The organism is Cupriavidus sp. SIMBA_020 (genome assembly GCF_046535395.1).
In the GTDB taxonomy this organism is placed as follows: Bacteria; Pseudomonadota; Gammaproteobacteria; order Burkholderiales; family Burkholderiaceae; genus Cupriavidus; species Cupriavidus campinensis.
Genome location: NZ_JAWRWU010000005.1, coordinates 287383 through 305526, shown reverse-complemented (window position 1 = coordinate 305526; position 18144 = coordinate 287383). Strand labels below are relative to the sequence as shown.

Sequence of the window (18144 nt, the reverse complement as noted above, 5' to 3'; positions counted from 1 at the left end):
CAGCATACGCTCTTACTGCCTGCCTCAGGGATATATCGGGCCCGGCATCTTAGACCGGTGAATATCGGCGTGCCGGGCGCCTTGCGATATTGCCTGCGCCCACGGGCTTCAGTTCGCCGTCCCATGGCAACACGTCAAGATCGAGTACGTGATCGCCATCGACCGTCTTGTTGTAGAGCTGATCGCGCAGGACCTGGCCAATGGCGATGCGGCACAGCTGTTCGCAAGTCTCTCCGGTCGCGGGCTGGAGATCGCTGTCGGGGCTGCGCACGGAAAAGGAACGTCTTCCGGTGCCAACGAAGCTTGTGAATTGCACACCCGCTGGGTGGTTGCCGTCCCGGAAACTGACCGCCACATGGTAGGCCAGGCGCTCGACCTCGGCGTCTAATGTGCAGAGAAAGCTGAAGGGCGGGGAGGCACCGTGCATACTTGAATCGCCTTAGAGAGGGAAGGTATCGGATTTTTGCGACTACTCATCGACTCTACTCCTTCCGCTCAACTCGCGGCGGGGCTATTTCCCCTAGGGAAAAACCCGCCACAATAAAAAAGCTCCGCATTTGCGGAGCTTTTTTACAACTTTACAGCTGTTGCCAGCCGAGTCAGTTCAGGAAGGCTGAATCTTCGTCGCAGTCGGACCCTTCGGGCCACTGCCTTCAACGTAATTCACCTTCTGTCCCTCTTGCAGCGACTTGAAGCCATCGCCCTGGATTTCGGAGAAATGCGCGAAAAGATCATTTCCACCCGCTTCCGGCGTGATGAAACCAAAGCCCTTGGCGTCGTTAAACCACTTTACTGTACCTGTTGCCATGTCACATTCCCAAAAAATTCTCGCACGACGAAAATACCGGCGAGGCACGATAGTCAAGGAAGAAACAAGGAAGGTGGCGATTCGCCAAAGAACTCTGCGGTCTGCTTGATGATCCTGCAAGGATTCTTATACAGGCCATACCCGGGCAGGTCAACCAAACTTACGAATGATTCGGGAAACCGATGACATACGGTCAAAGGCGGGCCAGGGGAAAGCCAGCCATCGGCCACCCCTGACGCGCTTCGCTACGCCGACATTGCCACGCTTAGGGGCACTGGCTCAAGACACTGGACGCCGCGGCGTCGTTGCCGCGGAAGTACAGCGTTGAACCCGTCCCTGTCGGCGCTGGCCTCACCATCGCGGCAGTGCCGGCGGGCGGGGTCTGGCCCGGGACAAAGACATCGAATGCCGTGTCGTTGGCGTACACGTACTGGATCATGGCCGGCTGTCCGGAAGATTGCGTCCATTTCGATCCGATGCACTGTGCTGCCGCCTTGGGCGGCATCTGGCTCTGGCCCACCTTGCTGGCATTGGCCGGCGGCGGCGGGGGAAGAGGTGCCGGCGGCGGCGGCGTGGCGCATCCGGCGGCTGCGACCAACACAACGAGCAGGGAGTATTTCATGTTGTTGGCTCCATAGGACGTTCGCTTACTCCACAAAGATATTCAACTCAGGAAATCGCGGGTATTGGACCATGGGCTACCCTGCCGGCCATCAAAGGCAGTGGGCGCCATTTCGGCGAGACACTGATCCCATTACAATGCGGCGTTTAGCAGCCACCATGGCAGCGGCTGCCGCGCGCCAGCGGCGACGTCCGCATGCATTGAATACGAGATCCATGAATCACAGCGACACAGTCCCTTCAGAGGGTGAATCCTCCCCCATCCATGAGCCCAGACTTTGGCGAGACAAGGGCTGGACCGCCCGGGTCCTCAAGAACGAGGATGGAGATGGGTGGGCGGTCGAGATGATCAGGGAGGGCAGCACGGAGCCCGCACTGGTCGGCCCGTGGACAATGGGCCGAAACAAGGTCGATCCGAAACCGCTGGATGCGACCGCGCACCAGACCCTGGTGAAGACCGCTGCGGAAGTCATCCGCCGACACGAGCAGCAGTTACACGCGCAACTGAACAAGCAGGTGACCGTTGAAGTCGGATCGGACGCGGTCACTGTCCAGCTTGTTATCACGCCGGACGAGTACGAGCCGTTCGGCACGCTCACGGCGGTCGGTCAGTTCGGAGACGTGCTCGCTACTGTCAAAGTGCGGCCGGACTTCCGCCTGACGCGGGAAAGCGGCTTGCAGTGGGCCACTGGGGGATTCGGCAAGATCCGGTGATGTCTTGCCAGCGCTGCCCGCCGGGCTCCCGGCGGGAGCCCGCGTCACGCATCAGCGATCCAGAAACGCCAGCACAGCCTGATTGAATCCCTCCACCTGCTGCAGGTTCGAGAGATGCGCGGCGTACAGTTCCACGTACTTGGCGCCAGGAATGGTCTCCGCCAGGTATCGACCATCCGCAGGCGGGGTCGGGATGTCGCCGGTGCCGGCAATCACCAGCGTGGGCGTGGCAATGCGCTGCACGTCGTTGCGCAGATCCGAATCGCGCACGGCCCTGCAGTTCGCGGCGTAACCACGCGCGTCCGTCGCGCCCAGCATCGTCCGCAACGTCTGCACCAGATCCGCCTGCTGCGCCGCGAAATCCGGCGTGAGCCATTTGTCGACCACGGCAGTGGCAATCGAGGCCACACCGTCGCGCTCTACCGCGGCAGCACGGTTGGTCCAGTTCTCGGGCGGCCCGATATAAGCCGCCGTATTGCACAGGATCAGCTTGTCAAGGCGGTCACCATGGTGGACGCCCAGCCACATGCCAGTGATGCCGCCCATCGACAGCCCGCAGAAATGCACGCGTTGCAGGCCGAGATGGTCTAGCAGTGCGATCACGTCCCCGCCCAGTTGCGCGATGCTGTACGGCCCCTCGGTGACGGACGACTGCCCGTGGCCGCGCGTGTCGTAGCGCAGCACGCGGAAACGCTGCGTCAGCGCCGGGATCTGCGGCTGCCACATGTCGAGGCTGGTGCCCAGGGAGTTCGACAGCACCAGCACGGGCAGGCTCTCATCCCCGTCGAACCGGTAATGGAGCTTCACGTCCGCAAGTTCAGCAAAAGGCATGGCGGTCTCCGGGGCTCAGTTCTGGGCGATGGCCGAGGCGTGCTGCGCCAGCGCGGTCACCTTCAGATCCAGGTACGGATACAGCGGCAGCGCGGTCAGCAGCGTGTGCAGTTCGTCGGCATCCTTGACGTCAAAGACGCTCACGTTCGCGTAGAGGCCGGCCACGCGCCAGAGGTGGCGCCACTTGCCGTCGCGTTGCAGCTGCTGGGAGTACGCCTTCTCTTCCGCCTTGATCTTGTCGGCGACGACCGGGTCGAGCGTTTGGGGAATGCGAACAGTCATTTCAACCATGAACAGCATGGTGGGCTCCTAGAGAAGAGAGAGGAATCAGGTCGTGGCAACGGGCGTCACGGGCGACCCCATGGCGCCGGGCAGCCGCAACGGCGGCGCCGACAGGAAAAACCGATGGCGGCCCCCGGCGCGCAGCCAGGCGGCCAGGTCGCGCAGGTACCAGAGTTCGCCGAGCGGCAAGCCGAGCTTGAACAGGCAGTGATGATGCAGTGGCAGCATCGGCACGGGGCCCTGCTCCGCCGGTACGGGCCGGGCCGGATAACGTTCGACGGCGTAGTTGTCGGCGGCGATGGCGGCGATGCCGGAATCGGTGATCCACTGCAACAGCCTGTCGTCGCGCCCGTCCAGCGCGCAGCAGCTGTGATGCAGCCGTTCGGCATCGGGCTCGCCGGCCATCTCGACCAGCATCTCGGCAAAGCCGGTGCGGAGCACGAGGATGTCGCCACTGCCAACTTCGATGCCGTCGGCGTCAACCACGCGCATCAGGTCGTCGTAACCCACCGTGCGGCATTCGCGGCCATAGTGCTCCGCCAGATCCACCAGCACGCCACGCGCCTGAATCCCGTGGGCAGCAAAGGTCTCGATACCCAGCGCGTCGGCATGGCTGTGGTCGTGCCCGCAGGAATGGGCCGCGAAGTGGTCGGCCTCGGCATAGTCGACCGGACCGACGATATCGGCATTCGGTCGGAAACCGTTGTAGTAGACGCGTTCGGCAACTCCATCGCCATCGGCGTCGAACAGCGCGCCAACGTGGGCCAGTGAATCCCACTGCGTGGAGTACTGCATGGATAGCAGCACCTGGTCGTCGCTGAGCACGTCCAGCGCGCGCGGATCGACCTTGGCCAGCGGGAAGTTCACATACGCCACGTCGTCACGGAAGGTGGGACGCAGCACGGGCGGATGCCTGCGCGGGTTCAGCACGTTCCCGCCGGGCAGGTCCAGCGGCAGGGACAGGCAGAACGTCCGGCCGCTTTGAATCTCCTGCGCGGCGGCTCGCACGCGCGCCGGCGTGATCAGGTTCAGGCGGCCGAGCTGGTCGTCCTCGCCGAAGTCGCCCCAGTTGGCGCCTTCGGGCCGTTGCTTCCATCGCTTCATGCCTACGCCTTCGCTCAGATATGACGGACGCCGTCCAGATAGGCCTTGCGCCACCGCACGATCTTCACCTCGGCGAACAGCGCCGCCTTGTGGAACGGATCGGCTTCGATAAATGCCTGCGCCGCCTCGCGCGAGTCCACGTCGACGATATACAGGCCGCCACCGCCATCGCTGCCGTCATCGTTGAGCTTGGCGCCGCAGGCCAGCAGCAGCGCCTTGTTGGCTTCCAGGTAATCCAGGTGCTCGGGCCGGTTGGCCTGCCGCACGTGCTGGTGATTCGGCTTGTCGAACGTCTCGATCAGGAACGGCATGCGATTGTCTCCGCGTTGGTTGTCAGTACATCGGTCAGTACAGCATCAGTGCGTCAGCATGCCCCAGGCCAGCAACGCCACGATATAGATGGCGCCAACCCAGAACATCATGATCACCGTATAACCCATCACGTCCTTGAGCTTGAGCTTGGACAGCGCCAGCGCCGGCAGGATCCAGAACGGCTGCACGAGGTCATTCCACGCGTTGCCCAGCATCACCGACATCGAGGTCTGCGCCACCGAGCTGCCGATGGCTTTCGCCGCGTCGATCATGAATGGCCCCTGAATCACCCAGTGGCCACCACCCGACGGCGCGAAGAAATTGATCACGAACGAGCTCACCAGGCCCCAGAACGGCAGCGTCTGCGGCGTGGCGATATCCACGAACACGCGCGAAATGGTATCCACCAGCCCCGAGCCCGCCATGATCGCCATGATGCCGGCATAGAACGGATATTGCAGGATGATGCCTGAAATCGTCTTGATGCCCTCGTTGAGCTTAGCCACGTACTGAGCCGGCGTGCCCAGGAGCAGCACCCCGATAAACAGGATCAGGAAGTTGATCAGGTTCAGATCCAGCGTGCCGCCCTGCGTGAAGTACAGCACCGCGTAGGCCAAGCCGCACAGGCCGATGAGCAGGCTCAGCAGGCGGCTGTTGTTCATGCGCGCGGCCAGCGTGTTCTCGATGCCCATGCTATGGCCACCGGCGGCGGCGGCGCGGCCCTCCTCCGCTTCTTCCTTGATCTCCACCACATCCTTGGCATCGCGCGGATGCAGCATGGCGTTGAGCAGCGGCAGCGTGACGATCACGGCCAGGCTGGTGAGCAGCATCGGCAGGGAGAAGATCGTGTCCTTGAGCGCCACCACGCCCATGAGCTTTTCCATCGGGTGGCCCGGCGTGGAGATCAGCACGGGAATGCTGGCGGACAGGCCCAGCCCGTACATCGTGAAGCCGCTATAGGCAGATGCGATGATCAGCGGGTAGTGCACGCCCTTCACCTTCATCGCCAGCTTGCGGGCGATGATGCCACCGATCACGAGGCCGAAGCCCCAGTTCAGATAGCTGCCGATACCACCGACCAGCGTCGCCACGATGATGGCCCCGCGCGGCGAATGCACACGCGCGACGATGCTGTTCAGGAAACGATCGACCAGTGGCGCGGTGGCCAGCACATAGCCCATCGCCAGGATCACGGCCATTTGCGTGGTGAACGCGAGCAGGTTCCAGAACCCCTTGCCCCAGTTCAGGATGATCGTGTTGGCGGCCTGCCCCTCGACCAGCATCGCCATCACCATGGAGAGCAGCGTCAGGCCAATGGCAAACACGAAGGGGTCCGGCAAATACCGGCGCATCAGTTCCGTAAAGAACCCAGCAACCTTGTTCAAGGCAAGTCTCCTGAAATCCGAAATGACCACATATCGAACTTGCGTTCTATATGCGAACGTCTAGTTAGCGTGGATCGGAGGGTAAGACCTTGCCTTCGGCAATGTCAACGCAATGAAGGCGTCAATTACCACCTCATCTTGCAACAATTCGATATTGCAACGCAGCAGATCCGCATTGCCGATTGGCAGGCCGTTGCGGCCTGCGCGAAGCCGCTTCGCTTATTGCAATGCACCAACCGACTTTCACGGCTGAAAGGTTCATGGCCGGTATCCGCACAGAACGGTGCGGCCTGCGGGCCAGCCATGTCGTGGTGTATCGTTGGCGGCCATAGCGCCCCGGCGTCCGGGGCGCGCACCGCGCCTCACGGAGACCGTCTTGGCTACTGCTTCTGTGCCCATTCCCCACAGCATTTTCGAAGTCTCGGGCGATACCGTCATCCCCACCGAGCTGTCACGCGGCCCCTGGCATCCCGGCGCCCAGCACGGCGGCGCGCCCGGCGGCTTGCTGGCCTCGATGGCGGACCGCGCCATGGCACATGAGCCGGGTTGGTCGATGGTTCGCCTCACCCTCGAATTCGTGCGGCCGGTGCCCGTGGCACCGTTGCGCGCGGTGGTCGAACCGCAGCCGGGGGGATCGGTACGGCGCGTGCGCCTGGAGCTGTCCCACGAAGGCGTGCCGGTCGTCTACGGGACGGCGGTCTACATCCGCGAGCGCGCGCTCGATCTCCAGTCCTCCCCCCAGTCCCCGTCCCTCCCCCCACCCGATGCGTGCCACACGCCGATCCTCATCCCGGGCATGGAGCCGCAGACCTCGTTCCACTACACCGCCATGGAGAGCCGCGTGGCGACCGGCACGGTCACGGCACCCGGCCCCGCGGCCGTGTGGTTCCGCCTGGCGGTGCCGCTGGTGGCCGACTGGCCGGTGACCGCGGCGGCACGCGCAGTGGCCGCCGCGGACTTCGGCAATGGCATCAGCTGGGCCGTGCCGCTGGATCGCTTCGCGTTTGCGAATGCCGACCTGACGATGTACCTGCACCGGCTGCCATGCGGGGAATGGGTCGCGGCTGAATCGACGACCACGGTGCAGGAAAGCGGCATCGGCCTGGCCCGTACCACGCTGCATGACGAGCAGGGCGTCATCGGCGTCGCGCAGCAGGGGCTGATCTTCAAGCCGCGCGACGCGCGCTAGTCGCACCCGGCTTCGCCCCACCTATCGGGTTTTCCCCGTTGACATGCCCTGCCCGGCGACATACATTGGCCGGGCAGATCTAGATAAGAGACCATCTGTAAGATGGTCTCTTAGCGCGTGCAGTTTGCTGCGGCCTCTTACAGAACCAAAAAAAGGAGACCGCCGTGCAAACCTCTGCCATCAAGCTTCGTGGCATCGACGATGTCATCGCCTTCATAGATTCCTGTCCTGGCATACGTGGCCGCGCCGGCGTGGTGTGGTGGCTCGCCCTCGGCGGACTCTTCCTTGACGCTTTCTCCAATTCCGCACTGAGCGCCGGCCTTGGGCCGATGACGCGCAATTTGCAGCTGGCCCCCGCGCAGGTGGCGCTGCTGACCTCGTTCGCCTCGTGGGTCGCCATCGTCTTCAACCCGCTGGGCGGCTGGATGGCCGACCGTTGGGGCCGCGTGCGCCCGCTGATCCTGGCCAAGGTGCTGGCCGTGGTCGGCGCGCTGCTGGTGGTGTTCGCGCCCGGCTTCGATGTGATCCTGGTCGGCCGCTTCTTCGTCGGCGCAGCGTACGGCATCGACTTCGCCATCGCCATGGCCGTGCTGGCCGAATTCACGCCGGTCAAGCTCAAGAGCCGCCTCAATACCTGGCAGGGCATGTGGTACACGGCAGTCTGTTCCAACCTGCTGCTGGCGCTGCTGTTCCACTCGTGGCATGTGGGCGACACGATCTGGCGCTACTCGGTGGCCGCCACGGCAATCTTTGGCGTCGTCATCCTGGTGCTGCAACTGCTGTTCCTGGTCGAAAGCCCGATCTGGCTGGCCCGCAAGGAGCGGCTGGACGCCGCCGCGCGCGCCATGACGCGCATCTATGGCCGCGCCTTCATGGCCGCCCCGCCGTCCGAGCGCGTTCCCGTGACCAACCAGGCCCGTCGCGGCCTGGCCAACGTGCTGCTGATCTTCCGTGGCGTCTACCTGCCCCGCACCATCCTCGCCTCCACGGTGCAGATCGGCCAGTCGATCCAGTACTTCGCGATTGGCTGGTACCTGCCGCTGATCAGCGCCGCACTGTTCGGCAAGGACTTTGTCTACGCCACCATCGGCGCGCTGGTGTTCAATGTGTGCGGCATCTTCGGCGGCTTCCTGTCCCCGCTGATCGGCCGCAAGCTTGGGCTGCGCCGCGCCTCGGCGTTCGGCTTCGCCGCCGTCTTCGTGATGCTGCTGGTGCTCGGCCTGTTCAACGGCAAGATGCCGATGTGGGTCGCCGTGGTCGTGCCGTCGCTGTTCATCCTGTTCCACTCGGGCGGCCCCGGCGCGAACGGCAAGAGCCTGTCCTCGCTGTCGTTCCGCAGCGAACTGCGCGCGGGCGCCAACGGCATCATCGGCGCGCTCGGCTCCATCGGCGCGGCGCTGGGCCTGCTGGTGTTTCCGCTGTTCCGCGCCCAGTACGGGCTGGAAACCACCTTCCTGATCCTCTCCGTGGTGCCCCTCATCGCCAGCATCATCTGCTTCACGATCCGCTGGGACCCCACGCGCACCACCATCAACCCTGACAACGAAGCCGATGCCCCGCAGTTCGCACGCGATGCGCGCGAGGCGGCCGGCTTCCTGCAACCCGTGATCGAGAAATCGCAGTCATGACCCAGAACAGGAACGTCATCCTCGCCATCGACGAGGGCACGTCCGGCACCCGCGCCGCCGTGGTGGCCGCCGATGGCCACGTCTCATGCCTGGAATACACCACGCTGCAAGTGGATTCACCGCGCCCCGGCGTGGTCGAGCAGGACGCCAACGTCCTGCTGGAGAAGACGCTGGCCGTGTGCCGGGCCACGTTGGCGCAGGCCGCGCGCGATAACCTCAACGTGGTGGCGCTCGCCATCGCCACGCAGCGCGCCACGGCCGTGCTGTGGGACACGCAAACCGGCCGCGCGCTGGTGCCGGCCATGGTCTGGCAGGACACGCGCTACGCGCCGGACCTGCACGCGTTGGCGGGCACATGGGATGCGCGCCTGCGCCCCGCCGTCGGCCGGCCTGCCGGCGTGCGGTCGCCCTACCTGTGGGCGGCACGGCACCTGCGCGAGACGCCCGTCGTGGCCGAGGCATGGGCCGCGCGCCGCCTGGCGTTTGGCACCGTGGACAGCTGGCTGCTCTGGCACCTCTCCACCGAGCGCGCCTGCGTGACCACGCCGACGAATGCCACGTCATGCAGCGCCTACATGCTCGGCGAGCACCGCTACCTCACGGATTGGATCGATGCACTCGACTTTCCGCGTGAGCTGCTGCCCGAGTTGCGGCAGGACGCCGATGACTTCGGCCGCACGCGCACCGACCTGCTCGGCATCGACGTGCCCATCCTCGCCTGCGCCGGCGACCAGCTTGCCGGCGCCATCGGGCTGGGCTGCCTCGACGCCGGGCAGTCGATGTGCCTGCACGGCACCGGCAGCTTCGTGGACCTGATGGTCGGCCCCGCCCTGCCCGCGCGCAGCGGCGAATCGGACAGCACGCTGACGATGACCGCGCGGCGCCATCAGGGCGTCTCCCACTACTCGGTGGAGACCTTCGTGGCCACCACCGGCTCCGCGCTCAACTGGGTCTGCAACAAACTGCACTGGTTCCAGGACGCCCGGCAGATCAGCGCACTGGCGGCCACGGTGCCCTCGTCGGGCGGCGTCACGTTCATCCCGGCGCTCACCGGCCTGCGCGTGCCGCAGATGCAGCCCGAGGCCCGCGCCGCGCTGAACGGCGTGTCGATGGCCACCACGCAGGCGGAGATCGCCCACGCCATCCTCGCCGGCATCGCCCATTCCGTGGCCTCCTGCATCGAGGCCAACCGCGACATCGCCGGCGTGGCCGTCTCCGGCCTCGTAGTGGGCGGCGGCCTCTCCGGCAGCGACGCGCTGCTCCAGATGCAGGCCGACCTCACCGGCCTGCCGATCCATCGCATGCAGGAGACGGACCGCGCCAGCCTGCGCGGCATCGCCTATCTGGCCGGCGCGTCGGGCCTGCTGTGGGACTCCCTGCAGCAAGCCCGCACCACCACCGCGCCGGACGCCGTGTTTACCCCGGCCATCGGCGAGGACGAGCGCGCCGCGCGGCGCACGCTCTGGCACGCCCGCGTGGCGTCGGAACTCAATCACGTGGACGCGTTTGCGTCGCATTAATCAGGAGAAGCGATCAACATGATGGGTCTGCCATCCCGAAGCGCGAGCCGCGAACGCGCCGCCATGACCAGCACCGAACCGCTGCGGCTCGACCGCCGGTCGCAACTGGACCGCCTGGGCAGCGAGGCCTTCGACATCCTCATCGTCGGCGGCGGGGTCACCGGCGCCTACGCGGCGCTGGACGCCAGCCTGCGCGGCTACCGTGTGGCGCTGGTCGAGAAGAACGACTTTGCCTCGGGCACCTCGTCCAAGTCGTCGAAGATGGTGCACGGCGGCCTGCGCTACATCGAGCAGGGCAACCTGAGCCTGGTGCGCCATTCCCTGCTTGAGCGCCAGCGCCTGCGCCGCAACGCGCGCCATCTGGTGCAACGCCTGCCATTCCTGTTTCCCGTGATGGAGCGCGACGGCGTGTTCGACAAGCGGCTCGCCAAGGCATTCGAGAGCCTGCTCTGGACCTACGACCTGGCCGGCGGCTGGCGCGAAGGCATCCTGCACCAGAAGCTGACCAAGGCGGAGGTCCTCTCGCACTGCCCCACCTTCAATCCGGAGCACCTGACCGGGGGCTTCCTGTATTTCGATGCGCGGGTGGATGACGCGCGGCTGACGCTGAACATCGCGCGCACCGCCGCCTTCCATGGCGCGGCCGTGGCCAACCACGCGCAGGTCATGGAGATCACCCGCGACGGCCACGGCAAGGTCGATGGCGCCATCGTCCACGCGGGCGAGCAGGAAATCCGCGTGCGTGCGGGCGTGGTCATCATGGCCACCGGCGTGTGGCTGCGCGACTGGACCGGCCGCAAGCGCGGCGAACAGAAGACGCTGCACATCCGCCCCGCCAAGGGCGTGCACGTGGCCATTCCCTGGCTCAAGATCCGCAACGACTGCACGGTGACGATTCCCGTACCGGGGCGCAGCCGCCGCGCCACCATCACGCGCTGGGGCAATGTGTCCTACCTCGGCACCACTGACGAGGACTACGAAGGCGACCTCGACAACGTGATGTGCACCCGCCAGGAACTCGACTTCCTGCTCGAAGGCGCACGGTCGGCGCTGAAGACGGACCTCCAGCCGGAAGACGTGGTGGGCAGCATCGCCGGATGCCGGCCGCTGGTGGCGCCGCCGGGCGGCAAGACGCTCGAGATCAAGCGCAACCATGAAATCCATGTTGCCGATGACGGCCTGGTGACCATCGTCGGCGGCAAGCTGACCACCTCGCGCCATATGGCCGAGCAGACCATCGACGCCGCGCAGCGCGTGATCGGCAAGCGCGGCAAGTGCCGCACGAAGAGCGCCTACCTGCTCGGCGCCGCCGGCTATGACGCACAGGCCATCGTGGCGTCAGGCGGCATGTCGGCGCACCTGGGCGAGCGGTACGGCACGGAGGCGCGCTTTGTCAGCGACATCCTCCAGGCCGATGCCGCGCTCGGCCGGCCCATTGTCGAAGGCCTGCCCCACACCGAAGCGGAAGTCGTCTACGCGGTGCGCCACGAGCTGGCCGGCACCGTGGACGACGTGCTGTCGCGCCGCATGCGTGCCCGCCTGATGGCGCGCGATGCCTCCGCCCACGCCGCACCGCGCGTGGGCCAGATCCTCCAGGCCGAACTCGGATTGTCCGAGTCGGCCGTCGCCCGGCAGGTCAGCGACTACCTGGCCGCCGTGGCACTCGAAAAATCCGTCCTCATGGGAGAAGCAGCATGATCAGCAAGGAAGCCATCAAGCGCGGTTACAACCGCGGCAACTACGTCGTGGGCGCGCACACGCCGCCGGGCTACGCAGCCACCATCACCGAGACGCCAGACGCCCCCGGCCTGCAGCGCGACGCCGTGCCGCTCAGCGACGCCACGCTGGCCGCGCTGCGCCAGGTGGCGGATGCGGTCCTGACCAGCACCGGCGACGTGGTGACGTGGACGCGCGACTGGTGGGCGGGCTCGATGATGACCGAGACCGGCGGCAAGCCGGCCACGCCGCGCGGCGTGATCGTGCGCGTGTCCACCGTGGACCAGGTGCAGGCCGTGATGCGCATCGCCCACGCCAGTGCGGTGCCGGTCACGGTTTCCGCCGGCCGCAGCAACGTCACCGGCGCCGCGCTGCCGGTACGCGGCGGCATCGTGCTCGACGTCTGCGAGTTGAACAAGCTGCTGGGCTTCGACAAGGACAGCCAGATCGTGGAAGTCGAGGCCGGCATGTTCGGCGACATCTTCGAGCAGACCATCCAGCAGGAATACGGCATGACGATGGGCCACTGGCCGTCGTCATACGCCATCAGCACGGTGGGCGGCTGGGTGGCCTGCCGGGGCGCCGGGCAGCTCTCCACACGCTACGGCAAGATCGAGGACATGGTCTTCGGCATGGACGTGGTGCTGGCCGACGGCCGCCTCATCACCGTGGGCGGCTACTCGCGCGCGGCGCTGGGCCCGGACCTGCAGCAGCTGTTCATCGGCTCGGAAGGCACGCTGGGGGTGATCGTGCGCGTGCGGCTGAAGCTGCACCGCCTGCCCGACTACGGCCGCGCCATCGCCTATGGCTTCAAGACCTTCGCCATCGGCCTGGAGGCGTGCCGGGAAATCATGCAGCGCGGCGCAAACCCGGCGGCCCTGCGGCTCTATGACGCCCTGGAGAGCGGCGTGCAGTTCGGCCTGCCGGACACCAACGTGCTGCTGGTGGCTGACGAAGGCGCCCGGGATATGGTCGATGCGGTGATGGCGATCGGCGAGCGGGTCTGCGCGGAACTGGGCGACAAGCTCGACGACAAGGCCATCTTCGAACGCTGGCTCGACACGCGCTACCTGACCGGCAAGAGCGCCGAAGGCTTCAAGCGCAGCCCCGGCTTCGTCGCCGATACGCTGGAGATGTCCGGGCCGTGGGCGGACCTGCCCGCGATCTACGACGACGTGGTGGCCGCCATCAACGCGGTGCCCGGCACGCTGGCCGGCTCCGCGCACCAGTCGCACGCCTACGTGGACGGCGCCTGCCTGTACTTTTCGCTGCGCGGCGAGGTCGCCGTGGAAGACCGCCAGAGGTGGTATCGCGCCGCCTGGGACGCCGCCAACGCCGTGCTGATCCAATACAATGCGGCCCTGAGCCACCATCATGGCATCGGGCTGCTGCGCGCGCCGTACATGGCGCCGTCGCTGGACACGGCGTTCCCGGTGCTGGTGGCGGTCAAGCAGGCACTCGATCCGCAGAACATCCTCAACCCCGGGAAGCTCGGCCTGAGCGACGTGCTTTCCCACGAAGCGAAGTAACACCATGGACAGGTCCCTCGGCGCCCGCCTGACGCGCCACCCGGTCATCGCCACGCTCTACGGCGCGGAGCAGGTCGATGCGTTTGTCGACAGCGAGGCCGAAGTCTCGATCGTGGCGAACGTGGAGCTGCGCAAGCTGCAGCCCGTGATTGCCACGCTGACCCGCGCCGGCAAGTACGTCATCGTCAACATCGACAGCTGCGAAGGGCTGTCGCAGGACAAGGGTGGCGTGGATTACCTGGCGGACATCGGGGTGACCAGTCTGGTGTCCACGCGCGTGGCCACCATCCAGCGCGCCAACCGCGCCGGCATGGTGACGATGCAGAAGGTCTTCGTGACCGACCGCTCGACATGGCCACGCAGCGTGAAGGCGCTGGAGCAGAGCGACCCCAACCTGGTGCAGCTGATGCCGGCGCCGATGCTGTCCCACCTGCCCGAGGCGGACCGCAAGGCGCTGCCGCCCATCGTCACGTCCGGCTTTGTCTGCAACGAGACCGACATCCGCAGCGCGCTCGCGCATGGCGCGGTGGCGGTCTCGACCAGCGACCGCAAGCTCTGGAACCTCGAAGGCAAGACACTGAAGTCCTGAAGCCCTATAGCTGCGAGGCCAGCAGCGAACTCAGCCGATCGGCAAGCTTCTCGCGCCACGGCCGGTTGGACCATGCTGCCAGCGAGATCGGCCGGGACAAGGCCAGGTCGTCCTCGAATATGCGCGTCTGTTCGGCCGCGAAGTCCCGATCGAGAATATTGAGCGTGGCCTCGTCGTTCAGGCGGAAGGAGCGATTGTCGAAGTTGGTCGAGCCAACCGACACCAGGAACCCGTCCACGATCATCACCTTGCAGTGATACATCGTGGGCGCGTACTCGGCGATCAGCGCGCCGGCCGCCAGCGGCTCGCCCCATTGGGCCCGCGACGCCGAACGGGAGGTTTCCGAGTCGATATGCTCGCCCGGCACGATGATCCGGACCCTGACGCCGCGCTTGAGCGCGGCGACCAGTGCCTTCCGCGTCAGGTCGTCCGGCACGAAGTACGCCGCCGACAAGTCAATGGTGCGCGTGGCGGCGGTGATGGCGAGCAGGTACATCAGCGCCATGTTCTCGCTGCCGCCGGTGGGGGAACTGCTGAACATCTGCGCCATGCCCTTGCCCACCTCCGGCAATGCCGGGAAATACCCCGGGCCGTGGGGGACTTCGCCGCTCACCTTGATCCAGTTGTCGAGGAAGACCGACTGCATCTGGGCCACCACGGGGCCTTCGACCTGGAAATGCGTGTCGCGCCAATGCTGGGGGTCCTGGGCGTGGCCGGTCCATTCCGGCGCAATGCCCACGCCGCCGGTGAAGCCGATCCTGCCGTCGACGATCAGGAGCTTCCGGTGGGTACGGTTGTTGAGCTTGCCAAGCGTGTACCAGTGCACCGGGTGATAGCGCTGCAAGGCAACGCCGGCGTCCGACATGATGTGCAGCACGGCGTCGTCCACCTTCTGGCTTCCCACCCAGTCCAGCAGGACATGCACCTTCACGCCGGCCTTCGCGCGTTCGGCCAGCGCCTGCGCGAACTCCCGGCCAATCTCGCCAGACCAGTAGATGTATGACTCGAAGGTAATGGTCTGCTGCGCAGCGCGAATGGCGCCGAGCATCGCGGGGAAGATCTCGTCGCCATTCTTCAGCACGCGATAGGCGTTGCCGCCAACCACTGGCGGCCCCAGCAGGACGCCCAGTTCCCGGGAAAACTGCGGGTCTTCGGTCGCGTAGAGCCGCTCCAGCCGGTGCTCGATGCGCTTCTCCCCGCCGAACAGGTTATAGGCCAGCAGGCCAAAGACCGCCGTGAGGATGACGGCAAGCAGCACATACCACGTGGTCCGGGCTCTTCCATGAACGTGGCGCATCGGCAGGCTTCCTTTTATAGGGGAGACGGCGCTCCTCGAACATGCAGTGTGGACGAATTTTGGCGGATTGCAGCCCCCGGGGGTGTGGGACCGACCCAACGTTCGTCACTTGCAAATGCGAATCACTATCGCGCCCTCGCCCAGAACACCAGCGCCACCAGGCTGACCAGCGCGCCGAGCGTGCAAACCCCGCCCCACCCCGCCACCGCGTAGGCCACCGAGGTACCGAAAGCGCCCAGCGCGCTGCCCACCGCGTAGAACAGCATGTAGACGCCCACGAGCCGGCCCTGGGCGTCCGGCTGGGTATTGAGGATCAGGCTCTGATTGGTCACGTGCAGCGCCTGGCCGCCGAGGTCGAGCAGCAGGATTCCCGGCACGAGCGCCCACAGCGATACCGTCATGCCGGCCAGTGGCAGCCATGCCGCGATCAGGCACAGCAGCGCCAGCAGCGTGGTGCGCTCGCCAAACCCCCGATCCACCTGCCGCCCCGCGCCGGCGCCGGCCAGCGCGCCGAGCGCCCCCACCAGCCCGAACGCGCCGATGGCCGTGTGCGAGAACGCATAGGGCGGCGCGCTCAGCGGCAGCACCAGCGCGCTCCAGAAGATGTTGAACGCCGCGAACATCAGCAGCGCAAGCATGCCGCGTACCTGCAAGACCCGGTTATGGCGCAGCAGCCCGAACATCGACACGAGCAGCGCCGGGTAGCCGATGCGCTGGGCAGCGGCCGGCAAGCTGGGCAGTCGCGCCCAGAGCCCCGCCGCCAGCAACAGCATGGCGCTGGCCGAGCCGAAGTACACCGCGCGCCATCCGGCCAGGTCGCTGACCACGCCTGCCACCACGCGGGCGAGCAGCAAGCCGAGGAAGACGCCACTCTGGGCCGCGCCGACCACGCGGCCACGTTCCTGCGCCGGCGCAGCGGCTGCGGCGTAGGCAATCAGCCCCTGCGTCATGGCCGTACCGAGCATGCCGGTGAGGCACATCGCGCCGAACAGGCCAACCGTGGAGGACGACAGCCCCACCGCCACCAGCGCGAGCACCAGAGCCAGCGCCTGCGCCAGCATCAGGTGCCGCCGCGCGAAGACATCGCCCAATGGCACCAGCAGCACCAGGGCCAGCGCGCAGCCAACTTGCGTGACGGTGACCACCCCGCCAATGGCGAAGGCCGGAATGGCGAAGTCGCGCGCCAGGGCGTCCAGCAGCGGCTGCGCATAGTAGACATTGGCCACGCTCAGGCCACTGGCGCAGGCAAACAGCAGCATCAGGCTCCGACGCATACGCAATCTACCCCCCCATAACTAGTTGCAAATTAAAACCAGTTGAAGGCTAGCGGAAGTGGTTTTAAAATGCAACCACTTGCGGCGATCGAGGGACAATGAGATGCGTGATGACAAAGCGGCTGAAGCCCACGCCGAAGCCGAAGCCTGTCCGGTGGCGAGAAGCGTCAATGTGATTGGCGACCGCTGGTCGCTGCTGATCGTGCGCGATGCCTTCGACGGCATGCGCCGCTTCAGCGATTTTCAGCGCAATCTGGGCATGGCGCGCAACGTGCTGGCGGACCGGCTGCGCCGGCTGGTGGAAGCCGGCATCCTCGACCAGCAACCCGCCTCAGACGGCAGCGCCTATCAGGAATACGTGCTCACGCCCCGGGGCGAGGAACTCTTCCCCGTGGTGGTGGCGCTGCGGCAATGGGCCGAGAGTCATCTGTTCACACAGGGAGAGCCGCACTCGGATCTGGTGGAGCGGACCTCGGGCAAGCCGATTCCGCGCATGGTGCCGCGCGCGCACGATGGCAGCACGCTGATGCCCCACGATGCCGAAGTGCGGAAGCTGGCCGGCCGCTAGTCGTGCGGGAAATACCCCTCCAGGAACCGCTCCAGCGATCGCAGCATCTCCTGCTCGGCAGCCTCGGCGTCGCCACGCGCGAAATGCGCCATGAATCGGCGCCGCGACGCGAAAATTTCTTCGTTCTCGTAGGTGCCGATCCGCAGGATGAACTCCACCAGTAGCGAAATCAGCCCGTCCATGAAGACGACCAGGATCGGGTTGCCGGCGATGCGCGCCAGCATCTTGTGGAACTCATGGTTCAAGGTGAACCGCTTCTCGAATTCGCCAGCCGCCGTGGCGGCCTCGGCGGCATCGATATTGCGATAGAGCCGGGCCACGTCGTCTTCCGTCGCCAGCCGGCAGGCCTCGCGCACGATGGCGGGCTCGATCGAGATATGGGCCTGGATGAGCTGGCGCGGCGTAATGCCGCCGAGGCGGTAGAGGTCCATCAGCCCCTCGATCACCACTGAGCCATCGGCGCGGGTAATGAAGATCCCGCCATGCGCGCCCTTCTTGGTCTCCACCAGCCCGGACTGCTCAAGCGAGCGCACCGCCTCGCGAAGGGTATTGCGCGATACCCCGAGCTCCGCAGCCAGTTGCCGCTCCGCCGGCAGGCGCGTGCCCGGCTTCAGGCGTCCCCCGGCGATCTCCTTGCGGATCTGGTTCGCGATCTCGTCCGCCGCACGCCGGACCGCAATCGGCCGAAATGGCGTCTGCGCCACATCGTCAGGATTTACCCGAGGGTCTAGTTTTGTAGTCATCGTTTGCCGATAGAATGGTTCAACCATTAAGCCA

General features: G+C 66.0%; 19 protein-coding genes. 8 read left to right on the top strand and 11 right to left on the bottom strand.

Annotated elements, in window-relative coordinates:
• Window positions 1–49 precede the first annotated feature (49 nt).
• From SB751_RS12790 to SB751_RS12780, 3 genes are all read right to left on the bottom strand, one after another.
• Window positions 50–427, bottom strand: coding sequence for a hypothetical protein (locus SB751_RS12790; protein WP_144197052.1), 378 nt, complete (start codon window positions 425–427; stop codon window positions 50–52).
• 177 nt (window positions 428–604) lie between these two features.
• Window positions 605–808 carry a cold-shock protein gene (locus SB751_RS12785; protein ID WP_144197051.1) on the bottom strand — a complete coding sequence of 68 codons (204 nt, stop codon included), beginning with the start codon at window positions 806–808 and terminating at the stop codon, window positions 605–607.
• 265 nt (window positions 809–1073) lie between these two features.
• A complete protein-coding gene (locus SB751_RS12780; RefSeq protein WP_144197050.1) occupies window positions 1074–1430 on the bottom strand; it encodes a hypothetical protein in 357 nt (118 codons plus the stop codon).
• Window positions 1431–1645: 215 nt separating this feature from the next.
• On the opposite strand from SB751_RS12780, the gene SB751_RS12775 reads away from it, so the two are divergent.
• A complete protein-coding gene (locus SB751_RS12775; RefSeq protein ID WP_144197049.1) occupies window positions 1646–2143 on the top strand; it encodes a hypothetical protein in 498 nt (165 codons plus the stop codon).
• A gap of 51 nt (window positions 2144–2194) precedes the next feature.
• Here the strand turns inward: SB751_RS12775 and pcaD are convergent, their stop codons facing one another.
• Genes pcaD through SB751_RS12750 form a run of 5 tightly spaced genes read right to left on the bottom strand, consistent with a single transcriptional unit; the run spans window position 2195 to window position 6057 of the window.
• Window positions 2195–2974: a 3-oxoadipate enol-lactonase gene (gene pcaD, locus SB751_RS12770; protein ID WP_144197048.1), complete on the bottom strand. Its 780-nt coding sequence runs from the start codon at window positions 2972–2974 to the stop codon at window positions 2195–2197.
• 15 nt (window positions 2975–2989) lie between these two features.
• Entirely contained in the window at window positions 2990–3274 is a 285-nt protein-coding gene (catC, locus tag SB751_RS12765) for a muconolactone Delta-isomerase (protein ID WP_144197047.1), read from the bottom strand.
• 27 nt (window positions 3275–3301) lie between these two features.
• On the bottom strand, window positions 3302–4360 hold the full coding sequence (locus SB751_RS12760; protein WP_144197046.1) for a cyclase family protein: 1059 nt from the start codon (window positions 4358–4360) through the stop codon (window positions 3302–3304).
• 14 nt (window positions 4361–4374) lie between these two features.
• On the bottom strand, window positions 4375–4671 hold the full coding sequence (locus tag SB751_RS12755; RefSeq protein WP_144197045.1) for a YciI family protein: 297 nt from the start codon (window positions 4669–4671) through the stop codon (window positions 4375–4377).
• A gap of 45 nt (window positions 4672–4716) precedes the next feature.
• Entirely contained in the window at window positions 4717–6057 is a 1341-nt protein-coding gene (locus tag SB751_RS12750; RefSeq protein ID WP_144197044.1) for a short-chain fatty acid transporter, read from the bottom strand.
• Window positions 6058–6433: 376 nt separating this feature from the next.
• Here SB751_RS12750 and SB751_RS12745 point away from each other — a divergent pair, with 376 nt between their 5' ends.
• The 6 genes from SB751_RS12745 (at window position 6434) to SB751_RS12720 (ending at window position 14228) form a co-directional block, all read left to right on the top strand.
• Window positions 6434–7246 carry a thioesterase family protein gene (locus tag SB751_RS12745; RefSeq protein ID WP_250025902.1) on the top strand — a complete coding sequence of 271 codons (813 nt, stop codon included), beginning with the start codon at window positions 6434–6436 and terminating at the stop codon, window positions 7244–7246.
• A gap of 164 nt (window positions 7247–7410) precedes the next feature.
• Window positions 7411–8874, top strand: coding sequence for an MFS transporter (locus tag SB751_RS12740; protein ID WP_144197042.1), 1464 nt, complete (start codon window positions 7411–7413; stop codon window positions 8872–8874).
• Window positions 8871–10394, top strand: coding sequence for an FGGY family carbohydrate kinase (locus tag SB751_RS12735; protein WP_144197041.1), 1524 nt, complete (start codon window positions 8871–8873; stop codon window positions 10392–10394). Before SB751_RS12740 ends, SB751_RS12735 begins: the two co-directional genes overlap by 4 nt.
• 18 nt (window positions 10395–10412) lie before the next feature.
• Window positions 10413–12092, top strand: coding sequence for a glycerol-3-phosphate dehydrogenase/oxidase (locus SB751_RS12730; RefSeq protein WP_144197040.1), 1680 nt, complete (start codon window positions 10413–10415; stop codon window positions 12090–12092).
• Window positions 12089–13639, top strand: coding sequence for an FAD-binding oxidoreductase (locus tag SB751_RS12725; RefSeq protein WP_144197039.1), 1551 nt, complete (start codon window positions 12089–12091; stop codon window positions 13637–13639). Before SB751_RS12730 ends, SB751_RS12725 begins: the two co-directional genes overlap by 4 nt.
• Window positions 13640–13643: 4 nt before the next feature.
• Entirely contained in the window at window positions 13644–14228 is a 585-nt protein-coding gene (locus tag SB751_RS12720) for a glycerol-3-phosphate responsive antiterminator (RefSeq protein WP_144197038.1), read from the top strand.
• Between the two features lie 4 nt (window positions 14229–14232).
• Here SB751_RS12720 and SB751_RS12715 read toward each other — a convergent pair whose 3' ends face one another.
• Both SB751_RS12715 and SB751_RS12710 read right to left on the bottom strand, forming a co-directional pair.
• A complete protein-coding gene (locus SB751_RS12715) occupies window positions 14233–15525 on the bottom strand; it encodes a phospholipase D-like domain-containing protein (protein WP_144197037.1) in 1293 nt (430 codons plus the stop codon).
• 125 nt (window positions 15526–15650) lie between these two features.
• Window positions 15651–16799: an MFS transporter gene (locus tag SB751_RS12710; protein WP_144197036.1), complete on the bottom strand. Its 1149-nt coding sequence runs from the start codon at window positions 16797–16799 to the stop codon at window positions 15651–15653.
• A 103-nt stretch (window positions 16800–16902) separates the two neighbouring features.
• Here SB751_RS12710 and SB751_RS12705 point away from each other — a divergent pair, with 103 nt between their 5' ends.
• A complete protein-coding gene (locus SB751_RS12705; RefSeq protein WP_211942813.1) occupies window positions 16903–17367 on the top strand; it encodes a winged helix-turn-helix transcriptional regulator in 465 nt (154 codons plus the stop codon).
• Here the strand turns inward: SB751_RS12705 and SB751_RS12700 are convergent.
• On the bottom strand, window positions 17364–18110 hold the full coding sequence (locus SB751_RS12700; protein ID WP_186296805.1) for a FadR/GntR family transcriptional regulator: 747 nt from the start codon (window positions 18108–18110) through the stop codon (window positions 17364–17366). The two genes, SB751_RS12705 and SB751_RS12700, sit on opposite strands and share 4 nt — an antisense overlap.
• Between the last annotated feature and the right edge of the window lie 34 nt (window positions 18111–18144).

What these genes read in the sequence shown, in the direction of transcription:
- SB751_RS12775 (WP_144197049.1), top strand. Translation starts at nt 1,646, where the DNA reads ATGAATCACAGCGACACAGTCCCTTCAGAGGGTGAATCCTCCCCCATC.
- SB751_RS12720 (WP_144197038.1), top strand. Translation starts at nt 13,644, where the DNA reads ATGGACAGGTCCCTCGGCGCCCGCCTGACGCGCCACCCGGTCATCGCC.
- SB751_RS12735 (WP_144197041.1), top strand. Translation starts at nt 8,871, where the DNA reads ATGACCCAGAACAGGAACGTCATCCTCGCCATCGACGAGGGCACGTCC.
- SB751_RS12700 (WP_186296805.1), bottom strand. Translation starts at nt 18,110, where the DNA reads ATGACTACAAAACTAGACCCTCGGGTAAATCCTGACGATGTGGCGCAG.
- SB751_RS12705 (WP_211942813.1), top strand. Translation starts at nt 16,903, where the DNA reads ATGCGTGATGACAAAGCGGCTGAAGCCCACGCCGAAGCCGAAGCCTGT.
- SB751_RS12760 (WP_144197046.1), bottom strand. Translation starts at nt 4,360, where the DNA reads ATGAAGCGATGGAAGCAACGGCCCGAAGGCGCCAACTGGGGCGACTTC.
- pcaD (WP_144197048.1), bottom strand. Translation starts at nt 2,974, where the DNA reads ATGCCTTTTGCTGAACTTGCGGACGTGAAGCTCCATTACCGGTTCGAC.
- SB751_RS12790 (WP_144197052.1), bottom strand. Translation starts at nt 427, where the DNA reads ATGCACGGTGCCTCCCCGCCCTTCAGCTTTCTCTGCACATTAGACGCC.
- SB751_RS12715 (WP_144197037.1), bottom strand. Translation starts at nt 15,525, where the DNA reads ATGCGCCACGTTCATGGAAGAGCCCGGACCACGTGGTATGTGCTGCTT.
- SB751_RS12755 (WP_144197045.1), bottom strand. Translation starts at nt 4,671, where the DNA reads ATGCCGTTCCTGATCGAGACGTTCGACAAGCCGAATCACCAGCACGTG.
- SB751_RS12780 (WP_144197050.1), bottom strand. Translation starts at nt 1,430, where the DNA reads ATGAAATACTCCCTGCTCGTTGTGTTGGTCGCAGCCGCCGGATGCGCC.
- SB751_RS12785 (WP_144197051.1), bottom strand. Translation starts at nt 808, where the DNA reads ATGGCAACAGGTACAGTAAAGTGGTTTAACGACGCCAAGGGCTTTGGT.
- SB751_RS12710 (WP_144197036.1), bottom strand. Translation starts at nt 16,799, where the DNA reads ATGCGTCGGAGCCTGATGCTGCTGTTTGCCTGCGCCAGTGGCCTGAGC.
- SB751_RS12730 (WP_144197040.1), top strand. Translation starts at nt 10,413, where the DNA reads ATGATGGGTCTGCCATCCCGAAGCGCGAGCCGCGAACGCGCCGCCATG.
- SB751_RS12725 (WP_144197039.1), top strand. Translation starts at nt 12,089, where the DNA reads ATGATCAGCAAGGAAGCCATCAAGCGCGGTTACAACCGCGGCAACTAC.
- catC (WP_144197047.1), bottom strand. Translation starts at nt 3,274, where the DNA reads ATGCTGTTCATGGTTGAAATGACTGTTCGCATTCCCCAAACGCTCGAC.